General features: G+C 60.1%; 27 protein-coding genes. 16 read left to right on the plus strand and 11 right to left on the minus strand.

Annotated elements, in window-relative coordinates; all coding sequences use genetic code 11:
- Positions 1 to 133 precede the first annotated feature (133 nt).
- The 4 genes from glnK to sutA all read left to right on the plus strand — a co-directional run bounded on the left by glnK (position 134) and on the right by sutA (position 2914).
- Positions 134 to 472 (plus strand): P-II family nitrogen regulator, encoded by a 339-nt coding sequence (gene glnK / locus E4P01_RS03575; protein ID WP_002555808.1) that lies wholly within the window; start codon positions 134 to 136, stop codon positions 470 to 472.
- A 34-nt stretch (positions 473 to 506) separates the two neighbouring features.
- The gene (locus E4P01_RS03580; protein ID WP_032878752.1) at positions 507 to 1844 is read left to right on the plus strand and encodes an ammonium transporter; all 1338 of its coding nucleotides are present in this window, start codon (positions 507 to 509) and stop codon (positions 1842 to 1844) included.
- Positions 1845 to 2053: 209 nt separating this feature from the next.
- On the plus strand, positions 2054 to 2479 hold the full coding sequence (locus tag E4P01_RS03585; RefSeq protein WP_005792453.1) for a secondary thiamine-phosphate synthase enzyme YjbQ: 426 nt from the start codon (positions 2054 to 2056) through the stop codon (positions 2477 to 2479).
- A gap of 102 nt (positions 2480 to 2581) precedes the next feature.
- On the plus strand, positions 2582 to 2914 hold the full coding sequence (sutA, locus tag E4P01_RS03590) for a transcriptional regulator SutA (RefSeq protein WP_032878753.1): 333 nt from the start codon (positions 2582 to 2584) through the stop codon (positions 2912 to 2914).
- A 194-nt stretch (positions 2915 to 3108) separates the two neighbouring features.
- Here sutA and E4P01_RS03595 read toward each other — a convergent pair whose 3' ends face one another.
- The 6 genes from E4P01_RS03595 to E4P01_RS03620 are packed head-to-tail and all read right to left on the minus strand — an operon-like array spanning position 3109 to position 7691.
- Complete coding sequence (locus tag E4P01_RS03595) at positions 3109 to 3804, minus strand: HAD-IA family hydrolase (RefSeq protein ID WP_216090475.1); 696 nt, start codon at positions 3802 to 3804, stop codon at positions 3109 to 3111.
- Positions 3801 to 4700, minus strand: a complete 900-nt coding sequence (xerC, locus tag E4P01_RS03600; protein WP_032878757.1) for a tyrosine recombinase XerC — start codon at positions 4698 to 4700, stop codon at positions 3801 to 3803. The genes E4P01_RS03595 and xerC overlap by 4 nt, the downstream gene beginning before the upstream one ends.
- Before the next feature lie 2 nt (positions 4701 to 4702).
- A complete protein-coding gene (locus E4P01_RS03605; protein ID WP_005792447.1) occupies positions 4703 to 5419 on the minus strand; it encodes a DUF484 family protein in 717 nt (238 codons plus the stop codon).
- Between the two features lie 13 nt (positions 5420 to 5432).
- Complete coding sequence (gene dapF / locus E4P01_RS03610) at positions 5433 to 6263, minus strand: diaminopimelate epimerase (protein WP_078822621.1); 831 nt, start codon at positions 6261 to 6263, stop codon at positions 5433 to 5435.
- 3 nt (positions 6264 to 6266) lie between these two features.
- A complete protein-coding gene (gene lysA, locus E4P01_RS03615; RefSeq protein ID WP_032878765.1) occupies positions 6267 to 7514 on the minus strand; it encodes a diaminopimelate decarboxylase in 1248 nt (415 codons plus the stop codon).
- A gap of 9 nt (positions 7515 to 7523) precedes the next feature.
- Positions 7524 to 7691, minus strand: coding sequence for a lipoprotein (locus E4P01_RS03620; RefSeq protein ID WP_003195417.1), 168 nt, complete (start codon positions 7689 to 7691; stop codon positions 7524 to 7526).
- A 238-nt stretch (positions 7692 to 7929) separates the two neighbouring features.
- Here E4P01_RS03620 and cyaY point away from each other — a divergent pair, with 238 nt between their 5' ends.
- From cyaY to rnk, 3 genes are all read left to right on the plus strand, one after another.
- Positions 7930 to 8262 (plus strand): iron donor protein CyaY, encoded by a 333-nt coding sequence (cyaY, locus tag E4P01_RS03625; protein ID WP_032878767.1) that lies wholly within the window; start codon positions 7930 to 7932, stop codon positions 8260 to 8262.
- A 2-nt stretch (positions 8263 to 8264) separates the two neighbouring features.
- Positions 8265 to 8483, plus strand: a complete 219-nt coding sequence (locus E4P01_RS03630; protein ID WP_078822619.1) for a DUF1289 domain-containing protein — start codon at positions 8265 to 8267, stop codon at positions 8481 to 8483.
- A 131-nt stretch (positions 8484 to 8614) separates the two neighbouring features.
- The gene (rnk, locus tag E4P01_RS03635; protein ID WP_005792442.1) at positions 8615 to 9025 is read left to right on the plus strand and encodes a nucleoside diphosphate kinase regulator; all 411 of its coding nucleotides are present in this window, start codon (positions 8615 to 8617) and stop codon (positions 9023 to 9025) included.
- On the opposite strand, the gene E4P01_RS03640 is transcribed toward rnk, so the two are convergent.
- The 3 genes from E4P01_RS03640 to E4P01_RS03650 all read right to left on the minus strand — a co-directional run bounded on the left by E4P01_RS03640 (position 9022) and on the right by E4P01_RS03650 (position 12665).
- Positions 9022 to 11862: a class I adenylate cyclase gene (locus E4P01_RS03640; RefSeq protein WP_078822618.1), complete on the minus strand. Its 2841-nt coding sequence runs from the start codon at positions 11860 to 11862 to the stop codon at positions 9022 to 9024. The genes rnk and E4P01_RS03640 overlap by 4 nt on opposite strands.
- Positions 11863 to 12030: 168 nt before the next feature.
- Complete coding sequence (locus E4P01_RS03645) at positions 12031 to 12285, minus strand: TIGR02647 family protein (protein ID WP_003195403.1); 255 nt, start codon at positions 12283 to 12285, stop codon at positions 12031 to 12033.
- Between the two features lie 95 nt (positions 12286 to 12380).
- Positions 12381 to 12665, minus strand: coding sequence for a hypothetical protein (locus E4P01_RS03650; protein WP_216090474.1), 285 nt, complete (start codon positions 12663 to 12665; stop codon positions 12381 to 12383).
- A gap of 126 nt (positions 12666 to 12791) precedes the next feature.
- Between E4P01_RS03650 and E4P01_RS03655 the strand changes: the two genes are divergently transcribed.
- Complete coding sequence (locus E4P01_RS03655) at positions 12792 to 13451, plus strand: glutathione S-transferase (RefSeq protein ID WP_032878779.1); 660 nt, start codon at positions 12792 to 12794, stop codon at positions 13449 to 13451.
- 97 nt (positions 13452 to 13548) lie between these two features.
- On the opposite strand, the gene argH is transcribed toward E4P01_RS03655, so the two are convergent.
- Positions 13549 to 14943 (minus strand): argininosuccinate lyase, encoded by a 1395-nt coding sequence (gene argH, locus E4P01_RS03660; RefSeq protein ID WP_005792438.1) that lies wholly within the window; start codon positions 14941 to 14943, stop codon positions 13549 to 13551.
- Positions 14944 to 15444: 501 nt separating this feature from the next.
- Between argH and E4P01_RS03665 the strand changes: the two genes are divergently transcribed.
- The 7 genes from E4P01_RS03665 (at position 15445) to E4P01_RS03695 (ending at position 21833) form a co-directional block, all read left to right on the plus strand.
- Positions 15445 to 16191 (plus strand): LytTR family DNA-binding domain-containing protein, encoded by a 747-nt coding sequence (locus E4P01_RS03665; RefSeq protein ID WP_078822617.1) that lies wholly within the window; start codon positions 15445 to 15447, stop codon positions 16189 to 16191.
- Between the two features lie 138 nt (positions 16192 to 16329).
- On the plus strand, positions 16330 to 17271 hold the full coding sequence (hemC, locus tag E4P01_RS03670) for a hydroxymethylbilane synthase (RefSeq protein ID WP_216090473.1): 942 nt from the start codon (positions 16330 to 16332) through the stop codon (positions 17269 to 17271).
- On the plus strand, positions 17268 to 18026 hold the full coding sequence (locus E4P01_RS03675; RefSeq protein ID WP_248129891.1) for a uroporphyrinogen-III synthase: 759 nt from the start codon (positions 17268 to 17270) through the stop codon (positions 18024 to 18026). Before hemC ends, E4P01_RS03675 begins: the two co-directional genes overlap by 4 nt.
- Before the next feature lie 18 nt (positions 18027 to 18044).
- On the plus strand, positions 18045 to 19160 hold the full coding sequence (locus E4P01_RS03680; RefSeq protein WP_248089215.1) for a uroporphyrinogen-III C-methyltransferase: 1116 nt from the start codon (positions 18045 to 18047) through the stop codon (positions 19158 to 19160).
- Positions 19161 to 19165: 5 nt separating this feature from the next.
- Positions 19166 to 20407, plus strand: a complete 1242-nt coding sequence (locus tag E4P01_RS03685) for a heme biosynthesis protein HemY (protein WP_216090472.1) — start codon at positions 19166 to 19168, stop codon at positions 20405 to 20407.
- Between the two features lie 237 nt (positions 20408 to 20644).
- Positions 20645 to 21166: a disulfide bond formation protein B gene (locus tag E4P01_RS03690; RefSeq protein WP_078822616.1), complete on the plus strand. Its 522-nt coding sequence runs from the start codon at positions 20645 to 20647 to the stop codon at positions 21164 to 21166.
- Between the two features lie 208 nt (positions 21167 to 21374).
- Positions 21375 to 21833: an Rsd/AlgQ family anti-sigma factor gene (locus tag E4P01_RS03695; protein WP_078822615.1), complete on the plus strand. Its 459-nt coding sequence runs from the start codon at positions 21375 to 21377 to the stop codon at positions 21831 to 21833.
- A 52-nt stretch (positions 21834 to 21885) separates the two neighbouring features.
- On the opposite strand, the gene E4P01_RS03700 is transcribed toward E4P01_RS03695, so the two are convergent.
- Positions 21886 to 22563: an FKBP-type peptidyl-prolyl cis-trans isomerase gene (locus E4P01_RS03700; protein ID WP_216090471.1), complete on the minus strand. Its 678-nt coding sequence runs from the start codon at positions 22561 to 22563 to the stop codon at positions 21886 to 21888.
- Between the two features lie 192 nt (positions 22564 to 22755).
- Between E4P01_RS03700 and E4P01_RS03705 the strand changes: the two genes are divergently transcribed.
- Positions 22756 to 23317 (plus strand): AlgP family protein (locus E4P01_RS03705; RefSeq protein ID WP_248129892.1); only part of this gene is annotated, 562 nt, incomplete at its 3' end.

The following is a 23317-nucleotide window of genomic DNA, read 5'->3' on the forward strand; positions in this document are numbered from 1 at the left end:
GTCACCAGTGGATCGCTGGCGTCGCAACGGCAAATGCCGAGGCGACGATGCGTTACAAAGCCAGGCACTGCGCTTAGACTTGAGACGGGTTTGTTTTCCTGGGGCAAGTCCACCAATTCGGGAGAGAGTTTTCATGAAGCTAGTCACTGCCATCATCAAGCCGTTCAAGTTGGACGATGTACGCGAGTCACTGTCCGAGATCGGCGTGCAGGGCATTACCGTTACTGAGGTCAAGGGCTTCGGTCGGCAGAAGGGTCATACCGAGCTGTATCGTGGCGCGGAATACGTAGTCGATTTCCTGCCGAAGGTGAAGATTGATGTCGCCATTGACGACAAGGATCTTGACCGGGTTATCGAGGCGATAACCAAGGCGGCCAACACCGGCAAGATCGGTGACGGCAAGATCTTCGTGGTCAATCTGGAACAGGCTATTCGCATCCGTACCGGCGAAACCGATACCGACGCAATCTAAGCCGCCAAACCCCAACGCCCCAGGAGAAAACACTATGACTCTGCGTAAATTCGCAGGGCTCGGAGCCCTGCTGTCCATCGTAATGCCAAGCCTGGCCATGGCGGCAGACGAAGTGGCTGCTCCAGTCCTCAACTCCGGCGACACCGCCTGGATGCTGACCGCCACCGCTTTGGTGCTGTTCATGACCATCCCTGGCCTGGCGCTGTTCTACGGCGGCATGGTCCGCTCCAAGAATATTCTGTCAGTGATGATGCAGTGCTTTGCCATCACCGGCTTGATCAGCATCCTGTGGGTCGTCTACGGCTACAGCATCGCGTTTGATACCACCGGTATGGAACAGGGTGTGGTCAACTTCAACTCCTTCTTCGGCGGCCTGGGCAAGGCGTTCCTGGCGGGTGTCACCCCGGCCAGCATCACCGGGCCTGCGGCGCTGTTTCCGGAAGCCGTGTTCATCACCTTCCAGATGACCTTCGCCATCATCACCCCGGCGCTGATCGTCGGTGCCTTCGCAGAGCGCATGAAGTTCTCCGCGATGCTGATCTTCATGGCTATCTGGTTCACCCTGGTCTACGCGCCGATCGCGCACATGGTCTGGAGCGGCAACGGTGGCCTGATGTGGGACTGGGGCGTGCTGGACTTCGCCGGCGGCACCGTCGTGCACATCAACGCGGGTGTGGCGGGCCTGGTGGCGTGCATCGTGCTGGGCAAGCGTAAAGGCTTCCCGACTACACCAATGGCACCGCACAACCTGGGTTATACCTTGATCGGCGCGGCCATGCTGTGGATCGGCTGGTTTGGCTTCAACGCCGGCTCCGCTGCGGCGGCCAACGGCACGGCGGGCATGGCGATGCTGGTGACCCAGATTGCCACGGCTGCTGCGGCGCTGGGCTGGATGTTCGCCGAGTGGATCACTCACGGCAAGCCAAGTGCACTGGGCATTGCCTCAGGTGTGGTGGCCGGCCTGGTCGCCGTGACGCCAGCCGCTGGCACCGTGGGCCCGATGGGTGCTCTGGTGATCGGGCTGGTTGCCGGTGTGGTGTGCTTCTTCTGCGCCACCAGCCTCAAGCGCAAGCTGGGCTACGACGACTCCCTGGACGCCTTCGGTGTGCACGGTATCGGCGGTATCGTCGGTGCGATCCTCACCGGTGTGTTTGCAGCCCCGGCACTGGGCGGTTTCGGCACCGTGACCGATATCGCTGCCCAGGTCTGGATCCAGTGCAAAGGCGTAGGCTTCACTGTGATCTATACAGCCATCGTGACCTTCGTCATCCTCAAGGTGCTGGACATGGTCATGGGCCTGCGTGTCACTGAGGAAGAAGAGGCTGTGGGCCTCGACCTGGCGCAACACAACGAGCGCGGCTACAACTTGTAAGTACGCGAAAAAAACATGCCCGGCTTGCCGGGCATTTTTTTGTCTGGTGTTTGTCTTTGGCTAAAGGTGTATGGGTTTTTTATCAACTTTGTGATGGGATCCACACGGCACTTTTCAGAGTGCAAATGTCTTACAGGCATGAAGGCGTATTCGGCACTTTGTTTTTTCCCAGAGCGCGCTAGAATGCGCGCCGATGGGCGGAGAACTGTATGTGGCAACAGACCCTGATTACCCTGCGGGCCAAGCCCCGGGGCTTTCATCTGGTAACGGACGAGTTGCTTGCCGGCTTGCCTGAATTGAAGGCTTGCCGTGTGGGCCTGTTGCATTTGTGGCTGCAGCACACCTCGGCCTCGTTGACCGTCAACGAGAATGCCGACCCGGCGGTTCGCCGTGACTTCGAGCGTTTTTTCAACCTGCTGGTGCCACAGGGCCGCGCAGGGTTTGAACACAACGACGAAGGTCCGGATGATCTGCCGGCGCACTTCAAGGCCAGTCTGCTGGGTTGCCAGCTGAGTTTGCCGGTCAAGGCCGGCCGCTTGGCGATGGGGACCTGGCAAGGTGTTTATCTGGGCGAGCACCGTGATCATGGCGGTGCTCGTAAAGTCCTCGCCACCTTGCACGGTGAAGAGGCATAAGCCACTGGAAATCCGGTGGATGTTGATTTTTTTCCGGCGACCTCGACAGAGGGTGAAGCTGGGCTATAACTAATCTGCTTTTCGCAAGTCATGAGGTAGAACATGAGCGACGATGATCTGGAACAAGACGACCTCGAAGTAGGTGATGAAGACGACACCGAAGAAGGTCTTGAAGTAGCGGCGGAAGACGTTGCTGACGATGCCGAGGATGGCGGTGCCGATGACGCGGCTCCCAAAGCCAAAGGCAAAGCCAAGGCTGCTGTTTCGGTAGACGAGCTGCCAAGCGTTGAAGCCAAGAACAAAGAGCGCGATGCCCTGGCCCGTGCGATGGAAGAGTTCCTCGCTAAAGGCGGCAAAGTGGTCGAAGTCGAGGCTAACGTGGTTGCAGACCCACCGAAGAAGCCGGATAACAAGTACGGCAGCCGACCTATCTAAGGTCTGCCTCCTGCTTGTAAGAAAAAGCCCGCCGTCGCTGCGGGCTTTTTCATGCCTGATGATTTATCCGAGCCTTGTGGTGTTCTAAATGTGGGAGGGGGCTTGCTCCCGATTGCAGTGTGTCAGCCAGTACATTGGGTACCTGATACACCGCAATCGGGAGCAAGCCCCCTCCCACAGTTGGATCTCTAGTGTTACTGCCAGCTGAGGAGCAACTCCGGTAGTGCTGTCAGGCTACGAATCTCTGCATCCGGGCGCTTTGGCGCATCCCACACTTTGCCCGTCGGGTTAAACCACACCGCCCGCAACCCGGCCTGCTGTGCCCCGGCGATATCATCCCCAGGGTGATCGCCCACATGCACGGCCGCACTGGCGTCCACCCCGCCACGCTGCAACGCTTCGTCAAACAGCCGCGCGTCCGGCTTGGCGATGCCGATATCTTCAGCGCGCAAGGCAAAATGGAAGTAGTCCGCCAGGCCAACGCGCTGCACATCGGCATTGCCATTGGTGATCACCCCCAGCAGGAAGTGCTGGCGCAGCGCCTTGAGCATCGGCTCGGCTTCCGGGAACACGGTGAGCTGGTGACGTGCATGTATGAACGCTTCGAAGCACACATCCGCCATTTGCGCCGCTTCAGGCTGGGGATAGCCGGCCTCTTCGAATGCCAGCATCAACACCCGATGGCGCAGGATGCTGATGCGGTGCTTGAGCTCGGGATGACGCTGCAATACTTGCTGGCGCAGGCTGGCGAAATGCTCCAGGGGTAGGTCCCCGACCTTGGAGGCGTTGAGCGCCAGCCATTCGCGCATCGACGCTTCGGCGCTGATGATGACGGGTACGTTGTCCCAGAGGGTGTCGTCCAGGTCGAAGGTGATCAGCTTGATACTCATGAGTCGCTGCCTTTGATGCGTTTGGCCCGGGGATGGGCGCTGTCGTACACCGTTGCCAGGTGCTGGAAGTCCAGGTGTGTATAGATCTGAGTGGTCTTGATATCGGCGTGGCCGAGCAGTTCCTGTACGGCGCGCAGATCCTGGGAGGACTCCAGCAGGTGGCTGGCGAAGGAATGGCGCAGCATGTGCGGGTGCAGATTCTGCCCCAGCTCCCGCTCGCCGGCGGCCTTGACCCGAAGCTGGATCGCTCGGGGCCCCAGGCGTCGGCCTTGCTGGCTGACGAACACCGCATCGTCCGCCGGGTTGGTCAAAAGGCGCAGTGGCAGCCATAGCTGCAAGGCTTCGCGGGCTTTTCTGCCCACCGGCAGTACGCGGGTCTTGCTGCCTTTGCCGAGCACTTGTATCAGACCATCGGCGAGGTCCAACTGATCGAGGTTCAGGCTTGTCAGCTCCGACAGGCGCAGGCCCGAAGAATAGAACAGCTCAAGGATTGCCTGGTCGCGATGGGCCAGGAAGTCATCCTCTACCGCACCATCGAGCAGCTGCAAGGCACGATCGGTATCCAGGGTCTTGGGCAGGCGCCGCTCGCCTTTGGGCGGGGACAGGCCATTGGCCGGGTCGTGATCGCACAAGCCTTCGCGATTGAGATAGTGATAGAGGCCGCGCACTGCCGACAGCAGGCGAGACAGGCTGCGCGAGGACTGGCCTTGCTGGTGCAACCGGGCGATCAGGCTGCGCAGGGCCTGGATATCCAGGGCTTTCCAGCTACTGACGTGCTGTTTCTCACAATAGGCCAGGACCTTGTTCAAGTCCCGCCGATAGGCTTCAAGGGTGTGGGGCGACACCTGGCGCTCATTGCGCAGGTGAGCGCAGTAGGCGTCCAGTTGCCGCTCCATGGTCAGCGCACCGCGCGCAGTGTGGTGGTGTGGCGCGGCAGGACGCGGCCCAGTACTTCGGCGATGTAGGTCAGGAACAGCGTGCCCACCGAACTTTTGTAGTGCGCAGGGTCACGGCTGGCGATGGCCAGCACGCCGTGCAAGCCTTGATGGCTGACGGCGATGACGGCGGTAGAACCGATCTGCTTGCGCTGCTCGGCACCAAACAGGAAGTCCAGTTCATGTTCACGCAAGGTGCCGCTGACAGTCTTGCCTTCGGACAGCAAGCCGCCGATGGCTGTCTGTGCTTCACCACCTGTGACCCAGCGACCCACCGGCATCGGGTTGTCGCTGAACAGGATCAGGCTGACAAAGGGCACCTGGAAGTCCTCGCGCAGGCTGTCTTCCACGGCGATCACCGTTTCTTCCAGGCTGGCGGCGTCCATCAGGGTCAGGATCAGGCGGCGGGTCTTGTCGAACAAGCGGTCGTTGTCGCGGGCCACGTCCATCAGGTGGGAAAGCCGATGGCGCATTTCAATATTGCGCTCGCGCAGGATCTTCATCTGTCGTTCCACCAGCGACACGGTATCGCCGCGCTGGTGGGGAATGCGCAAGGCCGGCAGCAGTTCTTCATGCTCGACGAAGAAGTCCGGATTAGCCTCAAGGTACGCCGCGACAGCAGCGGCCTCCAGGCTTTCACTCGGGGTAGCGTGTGCGGGTACTTGAGGCTTATCGGTCATTGGCTTGGCTCACTCATAGACGGACCTGTCCTTCGTATACACGCGAGGCCGGCCCGGTCATCATCACCGGGTGGCCAGGGCCTGCCCATTCGATGGACAAGCGTCCACCGGGCAGGTCGATCAGCAGCGGCGAGTCCATCCACCCCTGGCTGATCGCGGCTACGGCAGCGGCACAAGCGCCGGTACCGCAAGCCTGGGTTTCGCCGGCGCCGCGTTCCCAAACGCGCAATTGCGCGCGGGTACGGTCGATCACCTGCAGGAAGCCCACATTGACCCGCGCTGGAAAGCGCGGGTGATGTTCGATCTTCGGCCCCAGTTCGTGCACCGGGGCGTTATTGATGTCGTTGACCCGCAGTACCGCATGGGGGTTGCCCATGGACACGGCGGCGATATCCACGGTTTTGCCATCCACGTCCAGCGGGTAACTGAGGGCCTGCTCGGTGGCCTGGAACGGAATATCCGCCGGCACCAGGCGTGGCGCGCCCATGTTGACGCTGATCTGGCCGTCACTGCGAATATCCAGTTCGATCACACCGCCCTTGGTTTCGACGCGAATCTGGCGCTTGGCCGTCAGGCGCTTGTCCAGCACAAAGCGTGCAAAGCAGCGCGCACCGTTGCCGCACTGTTCCACTTCGGAACCGTCGGAATTGAAGATCCGGTAGCGGAAGTCCACCTCCGGGTTGCTCGGCGCCTCCACCAGCAGCAACTGGTCGAAACCGATGCCGGTGTGACGATCGCCCCACTGTTTGGCGTGTTTGGGCAGGATGTGCGCGTGCTGGCTGACCAGGTCCAGAACCATGAAATCATTGCCCAGCCCGTGCATCTTGGTAAAACGCAGCAGCATGGCTTACTCCGGCAGCAGGCTTTCGCCAGCATACAACTGGGCTACCGTCTCGCGGCGACGCACTTCAAATGCTTGATCACCGTCCACCAGCACCTCGGCGGCACGGCCGCGAGTGTTGTAGTTGGAACTCATGACAAACCCATAGGCACCCGCCGAATGCACGGCCAGCAGATCACCTTCTTCCAGGGCCAGCTGACGATCCTTGGCCAGGAAGTCGCCGGTCTCGCAGATCGGGCCGACGATGTCATAGGTACGTGCTTCGCTTGCGCGAGGCGTCACGGCGGTGACATCCATCCAGGCCTGGTACAGCGCCGGGCGGATCAGGTCGTTCATCGCCGCATCGACGATGGCGAAGTCCTTGTGTTCGGTGTGCTTGAGGTACTCGACCTGGGTCAACAGCACGCCGGCGTTGGCGACGATATAGCGGCCCGGCTCGAACATCAGCGTCAGGTCGCGGCCTTCGATGCGTTCGCGCACGGCCTGGATATAGTCGCTAATCAACGGTGGCTCTTCGTCTCTATAACGTACGCCGACGCCGCCGCCCAGGTCGATGTGCTGCAGGTAGATGCCGCACTCGCCCAAACGATCGATCAAGGCCAGCAGACGGTCAAGGGCATCCAGAAAGGGTGGCAGTGTGGTCAGTTGCGAGCCGATATGGCAGTCGACACCCAGCACTTCCAGGTTCGGCAGTTGCGCGGCGCGGATGTACACCTCTTCGGCGTCGGCGATGGCGATGCCGAACTTGTTCTCTTTGAGACCGGTGGAAATGTACGGGTGGGTGCCGGCGTCGACATCCGGGTTGACGCGCAGGGAGATCGGCGCACGAACGCCCATCTCGGCGGCAACGACTTGCAGGCGCTCCAGCTCGTCGGTGGATTCGACGTTGAAGCAATGCACGCCGACTTCCAGGGCGCGGCGCATGTCTTCGCGGGTCTTGCCGACGCCGGAGAACACGATTTTCTCAGCCTGGCCGCCGGCGGCCAATACGCGTTCGAGCTCGCCACGGGAGACGATGTCGAAACCGGCGCCCATGCGCGCCAGGACATTCAGCACACCCAGGTTGGAGTTGGCCTTGACCGCGTAGCACACCAGATGCGGCACGCCATCGAGGGCGTCAGTGAACGAGCGGTATTGGGCTTCGATATGCGTACGGGAGTACACGTAGGTCGGGGTACCAAAGCGCTGGGCAATCGCGGACAGCGCCACGCCTTCCGCGAACAGCTCGCCGTCCCGGTAGTTAAAAGCGTCCATAAGTTTCCCTTAGTAGGTGTCGTGCTTATGCGCTTTTGACGGCTTTTGCGACGATTGCGCCTGTTCATTCGGATCTTTGCTGTCATCCGGCAGGTACAACGGGCCTTTCTGGCCACAGGCACTAACGAGGCAAGCGACCGCGACGAGCGCAGCAAGGGAAGAGATCAGGCGCTTCATGGCGAAATCCTTGAATATGCATTAATTGCGCCCGAGTATACCGACCACCCGGCAGCTTGCCTATGCGCCGCACTACCCGTCCGGCGGGGCTTTGCCGAGGAGCACAAGAAGCGGGCTACGCTACTTGATGATATTTCGTACTGCCATCTGTTATGAAATCGGTATCCTTTGCAATCGGCGAAGCGCGTCCGTATTGTGCCCCGCTTGAGCAAAACCAGACACTTTTGAGGTTGCCACAATGAGTTTGACCGAAGCCCGTTTTCACGACCTGGTGGATGCCACCCAGGAGAAGCTGGAAGATATTTTCGACGACAGCGACCTGGATGTGGATCTGGAAAACTCGGCTGGTGTGCTGACCGTCAAGTTCGAGAGCGGCCCGCAACTGATCTTCAGTCGCCAGGAGCCGCTGCGTCAGCTGTGGCTGGCTGCGCGCTCCGGTGGCGTTCACTTCGACTACGACGAAGAAAGCGGCAAATGGCAGTGCGACAAAAGTGAAGAGTTGCTGGGCGAAATGCTCGCGCGCCTCGTCGAGGAATATACCGGCGCCGAGCTGGATTTCGAAGAGATCTGACCGTGACCCAGCCTGTACCTGTACGCCCGCCCAAGCCGCTGTTCAGCAATGTCAGCCCGGCGGTGCCGTCACCTTGTATCAGTTTGTGTCGCCTGGACGAGCAGAAAGTCTGCCTCGGCTGCTTCCGCCACGTGGAAGACATCCGTGAATGGCGCTCCGCCGACGATGCGCGGCGCCGGGTGATCTGCGCGCAAGCTGAGCAGCGCAAGGCCCAAGCCTGACAGCATCTTGTTTATTTGTGACGCTGTGGTAGTGTCCGGGTACACCTCAACTCATCGAGGTCCGTGAGAACCCCGCCTTTTTCTGGCGGGGTTTTGCTTTTTTGTGCAGAAAAAAGGAGTCTGCCTGAATCATGACCGCACCTTCCATCATTCTTACCCGTCTTGACGTGCAGCGTCTTGAGCAACTGATCGACCGCTTGGGCGACGAGTTTCCCGGCGTCGAAGCGTTGCAAGCCGAACTCGACCGCGCCGAAGACGTGGTCGGTCACGATGAAGTGACTGCGGGTGTCGTGACCATGAACTCCAGCGTGCATTGCCGTGAGCAAAGCAGTGGCAAGGACTATCACCTGACGCTGGTCTACCCCAAGGACGCGAACGCCGACGAAGGCAAGATCTCGATCCTGGCTCCGGTAGGCAGTGCTTTGCTGGGGCTGCAAGTGGGCCAGCATATCGACTGGCCTGCACCGGGTGGCAAAACGCTCAAGCTGGAATTGCTCAGTGTCGAAGGCCAGCCCAAGGATGGCGGGGCTTTCTCGCTCTAAATCTGGCCCAGTGCGGCATTGAGGGACTGTTCCAGTTCGGCTTTGTAGCGCAGGTACAAATTGCTCGGGCTTTGCACATCACCGAGCAGTCCTGACAAGTCCAGATCAGTGATGTAGCAACGGTAACGTTCGGTTTCCCGGCGTTGCCCGACGATCTCCCGGGCGACCACGGCAAACAGTTGGTCGCCAAATTCCAGTTCGCAAAATTCCCGCTGATTGCAGTAAAGGGTGATCCCTACCTGGCCAGGCGCGCCTTTGCCGATAATTGCCTGCACGTCATAAAACGGCTTGTTGGCAGGGGTTTGCGGCGCCGGTCGTGGCTCTACGCCGCGCGCGCGGCTGCTGCCCGATGGCAATAACTGATAGTACAAGGTGTGCACTTCACTCAGGGGCTGTCGGGCATCCAGGGACGACAGCGCTTGGCGGCGATAGAGGATCGATTGCAGGAAGCGTTGCAGCGGTGCCAGCAAGCTTTGTTCATCATGAAACGGTAAGCGCTGCTGCCAAAGCGCGTTGAATTCGTCGAGTACATACAGCTGGGCGAAGTGTTCATTGACTCGATAGAACACTTGCACGCAGTCGGCCTGGCCCATAGGCAGGAGCAGCGCCAGGTCATGGTCTTCCAGGGCCATGACGTCAAGGTGCCAAGGGCTGTAGCTGGCCAGTTCCTCGCTGAGGTAGGCAATCAGCGCGTCCTGGGTTGGCAGTGACACATGATTGGCCTGGCCCGGTGTCAGTTCCATGACGTGATAATGCTGTTGCACCTGCAACAGGTAACGATGATTGCCTTGGCCAAGCAGCAGGTGTTGTGCGGTGTCGAACACCTCTTCTACACGCTGGGCAATGAACTGCGCACGGTTGTGACAGAAGCAGCGCACCCGCAGCCGTGGCAGATGCCCCGGCGGTAGTTGGTTGAGGTAGTCGCGCAGGCAGTCGAGCAGGGCGTGGGGCCCGTCGTAGCGGCTGACCATTACCTCGTTCCAGCTGTTGAGCATGACCTGGTCCAGGGTCAGCACCAGGTTTTCGCGTACACCGGCGTAGCTCAGGGAGTCGGTGCGCTCGGTGGTCATCAGGATATTCAGGTCGCGATGATGCTTGAGCGGGTCAACCCCGACGTTGATCAGCAACAGCACCTCTTCGGGCACTGCCGGGCGCAGCAAGCGGCTCTCATCGACACTGGCCAGGGGCAGGGCGATGGTCTGTTGCAGGCTGCCCAGCAGGTTGAACAACTCGAACTCGGTCATGTCGCTGACACCGGGGTGCAGCGCCAGGCGGGTACTGCTGTCGATCACGCCGTTGCGATGGCACCAGGTGAGCATTTCCAGCAGGTCCCGGCTGCGTTTGATCGGCGCGAAGTGCTCCCATTCCAAGGCTGTCAGGTTGCCGTTATACAAACCCCAATGGTGCTGGCCCGGCTCCTTGCGGTTGGGAGACTGCACCAGGGTCAGGGTGTCTTCGGCCAGGTCCGGGGCGATGCCTGGGTTAATGAACTCAACCTTGCCGGCCTTGCGTTCGAACGCCGCATAGAGGCGCCGGCCCAGTACATTGAGGTCGCGTTTGTTGATCAGGCTGGCAGTCTGTTCGCTGCGGGCGAACTGGGTGAGGAAACGGTAGCTGTAGTTCAGTTCATTGACCAGGGCGCGGCGCTCGGAAGCAACCTGACGCACTTTCCACTGGCTGCGACTGTCCAGCAGGGCCAGTTGGCGCTGGTCCCAACCCCATTCCTGGGCCAGGCGTTCCAGCAGCAGTCGCTGCCAAGTGGCGGTGCGCTGGCCGGCGCTGAGCTTGCGGTTGATCTTCAGGTACAGGCTGCGTCGTACCAGTTCCAGACGATCCGGCTCGTTGCGGGCCTTGAGGTACTCCTCGATGCGGCGGTAGACCATGATGTAAGGGTCCAGCTCATCCAGATCGACCTGATTGGCGAACACCGCCCGTTTAAAACGCAGGCTCAGGCATTGCACGTGCGGATGTTCGCTGGCGTAGACCTCGGTCAGCAGCAGCTTGAGCACCGATTTGTACGGGGACTCGATGCCCTTGAACAATTGCCACAGCCCGGCACCTATGAACTCGCCCGGCGGGATATGGGCCAGGTGACCCAGGTCGAGGGTTTCATCGGCGCGGATAAACCGCTTGGAAATCAGGGCGTGGGTAAATTCGGCGTAGCGCTTTTCTTCGTAGACCGGCACCAGCCACCAGATCGGCGTGCGCCCGGCCAGCCAGATGGCTGTGCGGTAGAACTCGTCCAGCAGCAGGTAGTGCTGGGTAGTACCGCAATCGTCGGAGCTTAGTTGCGTATCGCGTTCACCCAGGACAAAGCGCGTAGGTTCGATCAGGAAAAAATGCGCCTCGGCGCCCATGCTCAAGGCCCAGGCTTCCAGCAGTTGGCACTTCTTGCGCAGCTCTGCCAGTTCGCTTTCGTCCAGGTCGGGGGCGTGGCACACCCACACGTCCATATCGCTTTGATCGGCCTGGGCCAGCGTGCCGAGGCTGCCCATCAGGAACAGGCCGTGGATGGGGCGGGGCGGGTTGCCATGGCGCGGTTTATAGGAGAACGAGCGGGTCAGGCGTTGGGCTTCGGCCAGGGCCTGGGCGTCAGGTTCGAAATTCGACAGCCCCGCCGGGGTGCTGCTGGAGACATAGCCCGGCAACAGCGGGTGATTGACGTGGAAAAACAGCGGCAACAAGGTCAATACGCCTTGTTGGCGTGGTGTCAGCCCCTCGACAGCCCGGGCCATGCGGCCCTCATTGAGGGCCATGAAACGCGCGCGCAACTGGGTCAGCACCTTGCGGTCGATGCCTTCGTCCAGATCGGGGCGGATTTCGTGGGTGCGGGTCATGTCGAACTCGGTGGCTCGCTGGGCCCGACGTGGGCAGCCATGCAGGAGTCTACAGACAGTAGCGTAGGAGTTTTAGAGGGAAGTGGCTTTTTGGCGTCAGAATTTTTGCGCCACACAACAGCGCCCTCGGAGTCCGCAACGGGCGGACCCCATGGGCGGGATCAGGTGTCAGGCAGCTTCTTTGGTGCTGGCAGTGGTCAGAATGGTCAGCAGGGTTTGAGCCTGCTCTGCAGCATCCCGGCCAAGGCTCGTCAGGTAGCCCCCGTCCGGCTGATCGATCAGTCCTTTCGCATGGAGGCGCTTGGCAGCGGCGATGGCGGTAGGAGCGGCGGTCTGATGGACTTTCAAGCCCTCCTTGGTGCTGTCCAAGGGGAAGAGTACAAGGATTTCCAGTTCGGCAACCAACTCAGGGGTATACGACATAAGGACTCCAGACTTTCTAAAATTTATTAGAGGCTAGCAGGCCATAAGGTGAACGCACTTTGCCGAACTGTCCAGCGTGTTGCTGCGTACTGGGATTATTCCTTTTCAGGCGGCAACTCCGGCAATGCTCGCAGCGCTGTTTCATACCATTGGGTATCGAATGCGCGGTCTTCGTCCAGCATGGTATCAATCTCGAAGGCCAGCACGTGAGCCATCAGATTCAGGATGTCGTCGCGCTCGTAGCCCACCAGGGTCAGTTTGTTGAACGTTGCCTTGGCCGCTGGCGGGTTGTCGCTTTCGATCTGGTTTTCGATGGCTTCGATCAGCGTGGTTTCGGTGAATTCTTCTTCGTCATTGTCGATATCGGTCGGCTCGCTCATGGCAGGCTCCTCAAGGAAAGGGTGCCAGTCTACCGCCATTCAGGCAGGTGATGCTGCTGGTCAGGCCGGGCGCCTGGAACTATAACTCTTGCAGCCAACCCCACACCCGGCCTGGAGGCATCTGCAATGCTCAAGCTCTACGGATTTTCAGTCAGTAACTACTACAACATGGTCAAGCTTGCACTTCTGGAGAAAGGGCTGGCTTTCGAGGAGGTGCCTTTCTATGCAGGCCAGACCCCCGAAGCCTTGGCGGTGAGCCCGCGAGGCAAAGTGCCGGTGCTGGGCGTCAAGCAAGGGTTTATCAATGAAACCAGCGTGATTCTGGAGTACATCGAACACACTCAGGAAGGCCCTTCATTGCTGCCGGCCGACCCTTTTCAACGGGCTCAGGTGCTGGCGCTGTGCCGTGAAATCGAGCTCTACATCGAACTGCCTGCGCGAGCGTGTTTCGCCGAGGCTTTTTTCGGCATGACGGTGCCGGAGGCGATCAAGGAGAAATCCAGGGCCGAGCTGCTGCTTGGGATCGGTACGTTAGGTCGGCACGGTAAGTTCGCGCCTTATGTGGCTGGGGAGAACTTCACCATTGCGGATTTGTATTTCATGTACAGCCTGAACCTGGCGTGCGGCGTGGGCGAGAAGCTGTTCGGGCTGGACCTGCTGGCGCAGTTGCCGCAGGTGAAGGCCTTGTTGGGGCGCCTGAATGAAATGCCCAACGCGCAGAAGGTCGAGGCGGACAGGCAGGCGGCGATGCCTGCATTCATGGCGATGATTGCGGCCAAAAGGTGAGCAAATGTGGGAGGGGGCTTGCTCCCGATGGTGGTGTATCAGGTAAGAAAATCTTAGCTGACCCACCGCCATCGGGAGCAAGCCCCCTCCCACAGTTTTAGCGGCTGGCGAGCAATTCTTTGCCGCGCACGACCGCTGCCTTGACCTGTGCCGGCGCAGTGCCGCCCACATGGTTGCGGGCATTTACCGAGCCTTCCAGGGTCAGCACGGCAAACACATCCTGTTCGATCTGGTCGCTGAACTGGCGCAGTTCTTCCAGGCTCATTTCCGCCAGGTCCTTGCCGGTGTCCACCCCGTATTTCACCGCGTGGCCGACGATTTCGTGGCAGTCACGGAACGGCAGGCCACGGCGCACCAGGTAGTCCGCCAGGTCGGTTGCCGTGGAGAAACCCCGCAGGGCTGCTTCACGCATGATCGCGTGTTTGGGCTTGATCGCGGGGATCATGTCGGCAAAGGCGCGCAGCGAATCACGCAGGGTGTCCGCGGCGTCGAACAGCGGTTCCTTGTCTTCCTGGTTGTCCTTGTTGTAGGCCAGTGGTTGGCCTTTCATCAGGGTCAACAGGCCCATCAGCGCGCCGAATACACGGCCGCTCTTGCCGCGCACCAACTCAGGCACGTCAGGGTTTTTCTTTTGCGGCATGATCGAGCTGCCGGTGCAGAAGCGGTCCGGCAGGTCGATGAACTGGAATTGGGCGCTGGTCCATAGCACCAGCTCTTCGGAGAAGCGCGACAGGTGCATCATCGCGATGCTGGCAGCGGCGCAGAATTCGATGGCGAAGTCCCGGTCCGAAACGCCGTCCAGGGAGTTGCCGCCCACGGCGTCAAAGCCCAGCAGTTGTGCGGTGTACTCGCGGTCGATCGGGTAGGTGGTGCCAGCCAGCGCAGCGCTGCCCAACGGCATACGGTTGGCGCGCTTGCGGCAATCGACCAGGCGCTCGTAATCGCGACTGAGCATTTCGAACCAGGCCAGCAGATGGTGGCCGAAGGTCACTGGCTGTGCGGTCTGCAAGTGAGTGAAGCCGGGCATGATGGTGTCCGATTCACGCTCGGCCTGCTCCAGCAGACCTTTTTGCAGGCGGGTGATTTCGGCCAGGATCAGGTCGATTTCATCGCGCAGCCACAGGCGAATATCGGTGGCTACCTGATCGTTACGGCTGCGGCCGGTGTGCAGTTTCTTGCCGGTCACGCCGATGCGATCGGTCAGGCGTGCCTCGATGTTCATGTGCACGTCTTCCAGATCGACGCGCCAGTCGAACGTGCCTGCCTCGATTTCACCGCGGATGGTGGTCAGGCCGTCGATGATGCTGTCACGCTCGGCGTCGGTCAGCACGCCGACCTTGGCCAGCATCGTGGCATGGGCGATGGAGCCCATGATGTCGTGGCGGTACAGGCGCTGGTCGAAGGTGACGGAGGCGGTGAAGCGCGCGACGAAGGCGTCGACGGGTTCACTGAAGCGGCCGCCCCAGGACTGGTTGGTCTTGTCGGTGCTCATGGATTCGCTCGTGATCTGCTTGAAAGAGGCATGAAGGTGTACCGGCGATAATAACAGGGTTGCCCGTGAAGGCGGTGCCGCGGGTGATCGGCAATTTTATTTGTGTCGTAGATGGCTAAGTGCCTTGCCGCCGAACGCATCCGGGACGAGACTGGAGATACGTACTTATTGAAACGATATTTGACGATTGAGCAATATCGTCTCAGTGAGCGTCTACAGTTGGACTGCTAGTGTGTGAATGCACCAAAGCCTGGTGATGCGGTCATAACCAGACTATCCATTAAACAGGGGGGTATTCGGATTGTGTATCAGTGAACCCTACGACGATGCCCGAAGGCAGCAGGTCTTGGGCGCTATTGAACAGGTCCGGGTAAATTTGGGTGCCGCTCTCAGGGCACTTTTTGCCGCTCGCGCTAGTCTTAGCGTGGATCGCTGTGACGCAAGTCACCGCACCTGTCTACGCTATCCTTGTGCGAGACTCACGCAGGAATCCAGCGCAATATGAATGTCCTGATCGTTGATGACGAACCCCAAGCCCGCGAGCGACTGAGCCGTCTTGTCAGTGAACTCGAGGGTTATACAGTCCTTGAACCGAGTGCCACCAGCGGTGAGGAGGCGTTGACGCTGATCGACAGCCTCAAGCCGGATGTGGTGCTGCTCGATATCCGTATGCCGGGCTTTGATGGCCTGCAAGTCGCTGCCCGCCTGAGCGAACGCGAATCGCCACCTGCCGTGGTGTTGTGCGCGGCCCAGGAAGAGTTCTCTGCACAGACGCTGGAAGACAGCGGTGTCAGTTTTCTCGTCAAGCCGGTCACCGCCGAGGCCTTGCTCAAAGCCTTGAAAAAAGCCGAGCGTCCCAGCCGTGCCCAACTTGCCGCACTGACCCAGCCTGCGGCCCAAAGTGGTAACGGGCCACGCAGCCACATCAGTGCGCGCACCCGCAAAGGCATCGAGCTGATCCCGCTCAACCAGGTGGTCTACTTTATTGCCGATCACAAGTACGTGACCCTGCGCCATGAAACCGGCGAAGTGCTGCTGGATGAGCCGCTCAAGGCTCTTGAGGATGAATTCGGCGACCGTTTTGTGCGTATCCATCGCAACGCGCTGGTAGCCCGCGAACGTATTGAGCGCTTGCAGCGCACACCCCTGGGGCACTTTCAGCTCTTCCTGAAGGGGCTCAATGGCGATGCGTTGATCGTCAGCCGACGCCATGTCGCCGGCGTGCGCAAGATGATGCAGCAGCTTTAGCCCAAGGGCTGGGGCGCGGTCTGCCTTCCTTATCCCGGTGCGATGTGGCCAGGGAGGCCCCGCACTTGCTGATTCAAATCAAAGCGTATTTGCCTGAGCTGTTATTATCCGCCGTATCTATTCAGTACGGATTGATCCATGTCCTCTCGCGAAATCCGCATCGCCACCCGTAAAAGCGCCTTGGCCTTGTGGCAGGCCGAATACGTCAAAGCACGCCTTGAGCAGGCTCATCCGGGCCTCAAGGTATCCCTGGTGCCCATGGTCAGTCGCGGCGACAAGCTGCTGGACTCACCCCTGTCGAAAATCGGCGGCAAGGGTCTTTTCGTCAAGGAGCTGGAAACTGCGCTGCTGGAAAACGAAGCCGACATCGCTGTGCATTCGATGAAAGACGTGCCCATGGACTTCCCTGAAGGCCTGGGCCTTTTTTGCATCTGCGAGCGCGAAGATCCGCGTGATGCCTTTGTTTCCAATACCTACGCGTCCCTGGATGACTTGCCGCTGGGCAGCATCGTCGGCACCTCCAGCCTGCGTCGCCAGGCTCAGTTGTTGACACGTCGGCCCGACTTGCAGATTCGCTTTTTGCGCGGCAACGTCAATACGCGCCTGGCCAAGCTGGATGCCGGCGAATATGACGCGATCATTCTTGCCGCCGCCGGCTTGATCCGCTTGGGCTTCGAAGATCGCATCACATCGGCCATCAGCGTCGAAGACAGCCTGCCCGCCGGCGGGCAGGGCGCAGTCGGCATCGAATGTCGGACCGTCGACAGCGAAATCCACGCACTGCTCAAGCCCCTCGATCACGCCGATACCGAAGTTCGTGTGACCGCCGAGCGCGCCCTGAACAAACACCTCAATGGCGGCTGCCAAGTCCCCATCGCCTGCTATGCCGTACTCGAAGGTGAGAGCCTGTGGCTGCGTGGCCTGGTGGGGGATCCGGATGGCGGTACCCTGCTGACCGCCCAGGTGCGTGGGCCGCAACGAGATGCCACGGCCTTGGGGATTCAGGTTGCCAAGGAGTTGCTGGACAAAGGCGCCGGTGCCATTTTGCAAAAAGTCTATGGCGAGGCCGGTCCGCAGTGACCGACTGGCGAGTGCTGCTGACGCGGCCTGCCGAGGAGTCGACAGCCCTGGCGGCTTTATTGTCCCAGGCCGGTATATACAGCAGCTGTCTGCCGTTGCTGGAGACGCAAGCGTTAGCGGTCACGGCTGAGCAACAAGCGGTGTTTGACGCGTTGCAGCGTTATTGCGCGGTCATTGTTGTGAGCAAGCCGGCCGCGCGCCTGGCGCTGCAACGGTTGGGGAATGCCGTGCCGCCAATGCCGTGGTTCAGCGTCGGTGCGGCGACGGCGCAGATCCTCGCCGGTCATGGCCTCGACGTTCATTATCCCGCCACTGGCGATGACAGCGAGGCCTTGCTTCAATTGCCTGCATTGCGCGAGGCTATTGCACGGCCGGGCGCCAAGGTGCTGATCCTGCGTGGCCAGGGCGGTCGCGAGTTGCTGGCAGAGCGTTTGCGCGAGCAAGGTGCTAGTGTCGACTATCTGGAATTGTATCGGCGTTTTCTCCCAGTCTACGAGACGGGTGCGCTGATGCAACGCATCCGGTTTGAACGCTTGAACGGCCTGGTGGTCAGCAGTGGGCAGGGTTTTTTACACCTGCAGGCCCTGGCGGGCACCGATTGGCCACAGGTGGCACAGCTGCCGTTGTTCGTGCCCAGCCCGCGCGTCTATGAGATGGCGCGGGCTGCTGGCGCAAAAAAAGTTGTGGATTGTCGCGGCGCGAGTGCCGCGGCTTTGTTAGTGGCGTTGGGGAGCTATCCCGTTCCCACTCTCTGATACGCAAAGGACGGATACGTGAGCGAAACAGCCTTGCCTAAAGATGAAGCTCAGCCCGCGCTTGATGCGCCGGTCGAGACACCGGTCACCGCGCCGCGCCGTGGCAATGGCCTGGCGGTCGTCGCCTTGCTGCTAGGGGCTGCTGGCGTAGCTGCTGGCGGCTGGGGGATCTGGCAGGTCCGCGCCCTCCAAGCCAGCAGCCAACATCAATTGAGCCAAGTGCAGACCCTGGATGACCAATCCCAGAGCCTCAAGCAAAGCCAGCAACAGTTGGCCGCCCGTCTGGCGCAATTGCCGGGTGCGGACGAGCTGGAAGAGCGCCGCCGCCTGGTTGCCCAGTTGCAGGGCGATCAGCAACGCCTGAGCCAGCGCCTCGAAACGGTGTTGGGCGCCAGCCGCAAGGATTGGCGCCTGGCCGAGGCGGAGCATCTGATCCGTCTGGCCAGTTTGCGTTTGTCTGCCTTGCAAGACATCAACAGTGCGCAGTCGCTGGTCCAGGGCGCCGACGAGATTCTTCGCGAGCAGAGCGACCCAGGGGCTTTCACCGCCCGTGAGCAACTGGCCAAGAGCCTTGCCGCATTGCGCAGCACTGAGCAACCAGACCGCACCGGCCTGTACCTGCAATTGGCGGCCTTGCGTGACCAGGTCGTGCAACTGGCGGCGATTGCCCCGGAGTATCAGCTTACGGAACCTGCTTCCCAAGGGCGCCCCACCAGCGATACGCAGAACCAGTTGAGCCAGTGGTGGGAACAGATTTCCCGCTATTTCCGCATCGACTTCAACCCGGATGACAATATCCGGCCATTGTTGGCAGGCCAGGGTTTGAACCAAGTGCGCCTGGCCTTGAGCCTGGCGCTGGAGCAGGCGCAGTGGGCCGCGCTCAACGGCGAGTCGGCGGTATACAGCCGCTCGCTGGGCGAAGCGCGCAGCGTATTGCAAGACAACTTCAATCAGGACAACCCGCAGAGCAAGGCGATGCTGGCGCGTATCGCTGAACTTGAGCCCAAGGCCGTGTCGGTGGTGACGCCGGACCTGGCTGCGAGCCTGGCCGCCGTGCAGGCTTACCTTGAACGTCGTCATCTGTCTGCCGACGAAGCCAAGGCCGCGGCCGGCAAATCGGCGACCCAGGAGTAGAGCTGATGAAGCGTTTCTATGTGATCCTGGTGCTGGCGATTGCAGTCGCCCTCGCACTGGCCGTGGGTATTTCGAAACACACCGGCTACGTGCTGATTACCTATCCGCATTTGCTGCATTACGAGTCAAGCCTGTGGGCTACCCTGGTGGCGGTGTTTGCCATCGGCCTGGCGATCTACCTGGTCCGTGTGTTGCTGAGCCTGATCACCACCTCCGGTGGCGTGGTCAATCCATGGTCGCGACGCAACCGCAGCCGCCGTGTGCAGATCGCGATCGAGCAAGGCCAGATGGACCTTGCCGAGGGCCGCTGGGCCAGTGCCGAGCGCCACTTGCACCGTGCTGCCGAAGCAGAGCGTCAGCCGCTGCTCTATTACATCGGTGCTGCCCGTGCGGCCAATGAGCAGGGCCGCTATGAGGAGTCCGACGGCTTGCTGGAGCGCGCCCTGGAGCGCCAGCCCCAGGCGGAATTGGCCGTAGCCCTGAGCCATGCGCAACTGCAGATGGACCGCGGCGATACTGAAGGCGCCCTGGTTACGCTTCAGGCGATGCACGAGCGTCACCCGCATAACGCGCAGGTACTCAGGCAGCTACAGCGCCTGCATCAGCAGCGTGGCGATTGGTCGTCGGTGATTCGCCTGCTGCCTGAGCTGCGCAAGGACAAAGTCTTGCCCGCCAGTGAGCTGGCCGAGCTGGAACGTCGTGCCTGGGGCGAAAACCTGAGCCTGGCTGCCCAGCGTGAGGAGCAGGGCGAGGCGGGCTTGCAGTCTCTGGAGCGTGCCTGGGAGCAACTGACTTCGGCCCAGCGCCAGCAGCCACAATTGGTGCTGGCCTATGCCGACCAGCTGCGTCGGCTAGGCGCGGATGCAAAGGCCGAGGAAGTGCTGCGTGGTGCCCTCAAGCGCGACTATGACAGCCATCTGATTCGGCTGTATGGCCTGTTGCGTGGCAGTGACCCGGCGCGCCAGTTGAAGTTTGCCGAAGGCTGGCTCAAGGACCATCCGGGCGATGCCAGCTTGCTGCTGACGCTTGGCCGTCTGTGCCTGCAAAACAGCCTGTGGGGCAAGGCGCGGGACTATCTGGAAAGCAGCCTGCAAGTTCAGCGCAACCCCGAAGCCTGTGCCGAATTGGCCCGCCTACTGGCCCAACTGGGCGACACCGAGCGCAGCAACCAGCTGTTTCAGGAAGGTCTGGGGCTGCTCGACAATCGTCTGTTGTCCTCGCCTCTGCCAGTACCCGCGCGTATGTGAAGTAGGAAAGGGTGAATGGATTGGCTCGGATCTATCCGACACCCGATCCTTAAAACCCCAATAAACACTCGGTATAACTGACGTGATGACTAATTCCTACTTGTTGTAACTGGATTTCCGCCATGCCTTGGCGGAATGTCCTTGCTTCTTCGCGGAATTGTCTGCTCCGGGGCGTCTTGAAAGGGGTCGGGCCTTTCCTCTACCGTAGCGACCTATCTCTTGCAGTGCGGATAAACAATGTCTTTGGCCCCTTTACGCTCCTTGTTTTTGCTGGCGTTCATGGCGGGTGCGCTGACGTTGGGCGCGTCCTTCTATCTGGAATACGGCGCGTTGCTACAGCCTTGCTTTCTGTGCCAGGTACAACGTCTGCTTCTGGCCACTTTTGCGCTGATCAACCTGATGGCCGCCCTTCATAATCCCGGGCGTTCCGGCCTTTGCCTGTATGGGCTGGCGAGCACCGTGTGTGCATTATTGGGTGCCATCACTGCCGGGCGCCAAGTGCTATTGCAGAATATTCCGTCAGGTGCGGGCCGGGATTGCTGGCCCAGCCTGCACTACATGATCGAAAACCTGTCGTTCTGGCAGGCGGCGCGGTCAGTGTTCAACGGGACTGTCGATTGCGTTGAAATCAACTGGACGCTATTTGACCTGAGCCTGCCGGAGTGGAGCCTGTTGTTCTTTGTGGCGATGTTGATCCTGGGTGTCATGCAATGCTCGCGGCTGTTGTTCAGTAAGCATTTGCGCATCACAACGTCATGAAAACGGGACGCGCGTTGTAGGAGGGGATTAAACACTTGTATGAACATTCTCTCCTGCGTACCTTGAAGCCATAGTCCTGCGGGCATAATCTGGCCCGCACGCGTATCCAAACCATTTGTCAGACGCGGCTTTGTTCGACTGCTGCTTAATCCTTCAAGTGTTGCGCAGGTACAGAGCAGCAGCGCCCCTATAGGGAAGAGAGATCATCATGCTGGAAAGTTGTCAGAATGCTCAGGAACGTTGGGGTGGGGTGCACAAGCTGATCGACAGCTGGCTGAAGGCACGCCACGAACTGGTTCGGGCCTTTGATGCTCTCGGTGCCAAGCCCGAAGCATTGGGTGAGAATCGCGAGCCATTGCAGGATTTCTGTGGGGTACTGGTTGACTACGTATCGGCAGGCCATTTCGGCGTCTACGAGCAACTGACCAAAGAGGCGCAAGCCTTCGACGACCAGCGTGGCCTCGACCTGGCAGAGACTATTTACCCGCGCATCGATGTGATCACGGAAAAACTGCTGGCGTTCACCGACCTGTGTGACGCAGGGAAATGCGTAGCGGAAAAATTCAAAGAACTGGGCGCGCTGCTGCATGAACGTTTCGAGCTGGAAGACTGCTTGATCGAAGTGCTGCACAACGCCCATAAGGAAGAGGCTGCCACCCAAGTCTGAAGCTTGGTAGGGAGATAAAAAACGGTGCGCATGTCGCACCGTTTTTTATGGGTCAGTGGCGAGTGCCGAGCAGTTCTATCTCGAACACCAGCGGTGTATAGGGCGGGATCAACTCACCTGCGCCGTCTGCGCCATAGGCCTGGGCTGAAGGAATCACCAGACGCCATTTCGCACCCACCGGCATCTGTTGCAATGCACTGTTCCAACCGTTGATCACGCTGTTCAGGCGAAACCATTGCGGTTGCGTACTTTTGTCGAAGACAGTTCCGTCAGGCAGTCGGCCCACGTATTTCACCTGCACTTTATCGCTGGCTAACGGCTTGTTGCCAGTGCCCGGTGCCAGCTCGGTGAGCAGAATCCCATTTGCCAATTCACGAACACCACTGGCGGCTTTTTCCCGAGTTAGAAATTGCTGTTCGGCGGCGAGGGCTTTTTCGCTTTGAGGTAGCTGGGCGTTGGCGGCGTTTTGCGCTTCGTGCTGCGCGAGAATCTGTTCGATGCGCGCGTTGTCGAGCGCCAGCGGCTTGCCTTGATAGGCTTGGTTGAGGCCGTCGAGCAGGGCCTGGATCTGCAGGTCGGGGACTTCCTGGCGCAACCGTTCGCCGAGGCTTGCGCCCAAGCTATAGGCTAGATCATGCGCCTCTGTGGCAGTGTTTTTTGACGGCGATTGCTCGCTCGCATCGGCCACGAAGATCGCCAAGCCAAGCACTAGAAAAAGATAACGCGACATGGACATTCTCCCGGCGAAAGTGCGACGGATTATGCCAGTGTGAGTGAGTAAAAACTGGTGAGCATTTGCGTTATATCGATAAGAATTTTCGTACCGTGCAACGCAAGCCCAACGATACTGTCAACATGCGCTAGCGGCGGTAAGAGCAGAGGGCTAGTATGAGCCGCACCCACGTCAGCCAGGAGGTAAACCATGTCGGCCAAACAGAAGCCTGTAAATACCCCGTTGCACTTGCTCCAACAACTTTCGGGCAGCTTGCTCGAACATCTGGAAAGCGCATGTTCCCAGGCGTTGGCCGATGCAGAAAAACTGCTCGCCAAACTGGAAAAACAACGCGGTAAAGCGCAAGAAAAGCTGCACAAGTCCCGTACCAAACTGCAAGACGCCGCTACTGCCGGCAAGTCCAAGGCGCAAGCCAAAGCCAAGGGCGCTGTCAAAGAACTTGAGGACCTGCTGGATGCCCTCAAGGATCGTCAAGCTGAAACCCGCAGCTACATTTCCCAACTCAAAAAAGACGCTCAAGAAAGCCTGAAGCTGGCCCAAGGCGTTGGTCGTGTGAAGGAAGCCGTAGCTAAAGCGCTGGGGGCTCGTACACCCGCAAAAGTTGCAGCCAAGCCCGCTGCCAAAACCGCTGCTGCCAAGCCAGTTGCTAAAACTGCAGCTGCCAAACCAGCAGCCAAGCCAGCTGCTAGAACCGCTGCCGCCAAACCAGCAGCCAAGCCAGCCGCTAAAACTGCAGCTGCCAAACCAGCAG

The sequence above is a fragment of the Pseudomonas sp. NCIMB 10586 genome, assembly GCF_023127895.1.
Taxonomy (GTDB): domain Bacteria; phylum Pseudomonadota; class Gammaproteobacteria; order Pseudomonadales; family Pseudomonadaceae; genus Aquipseudomonas; species Aquipseudomonas synxantha_A.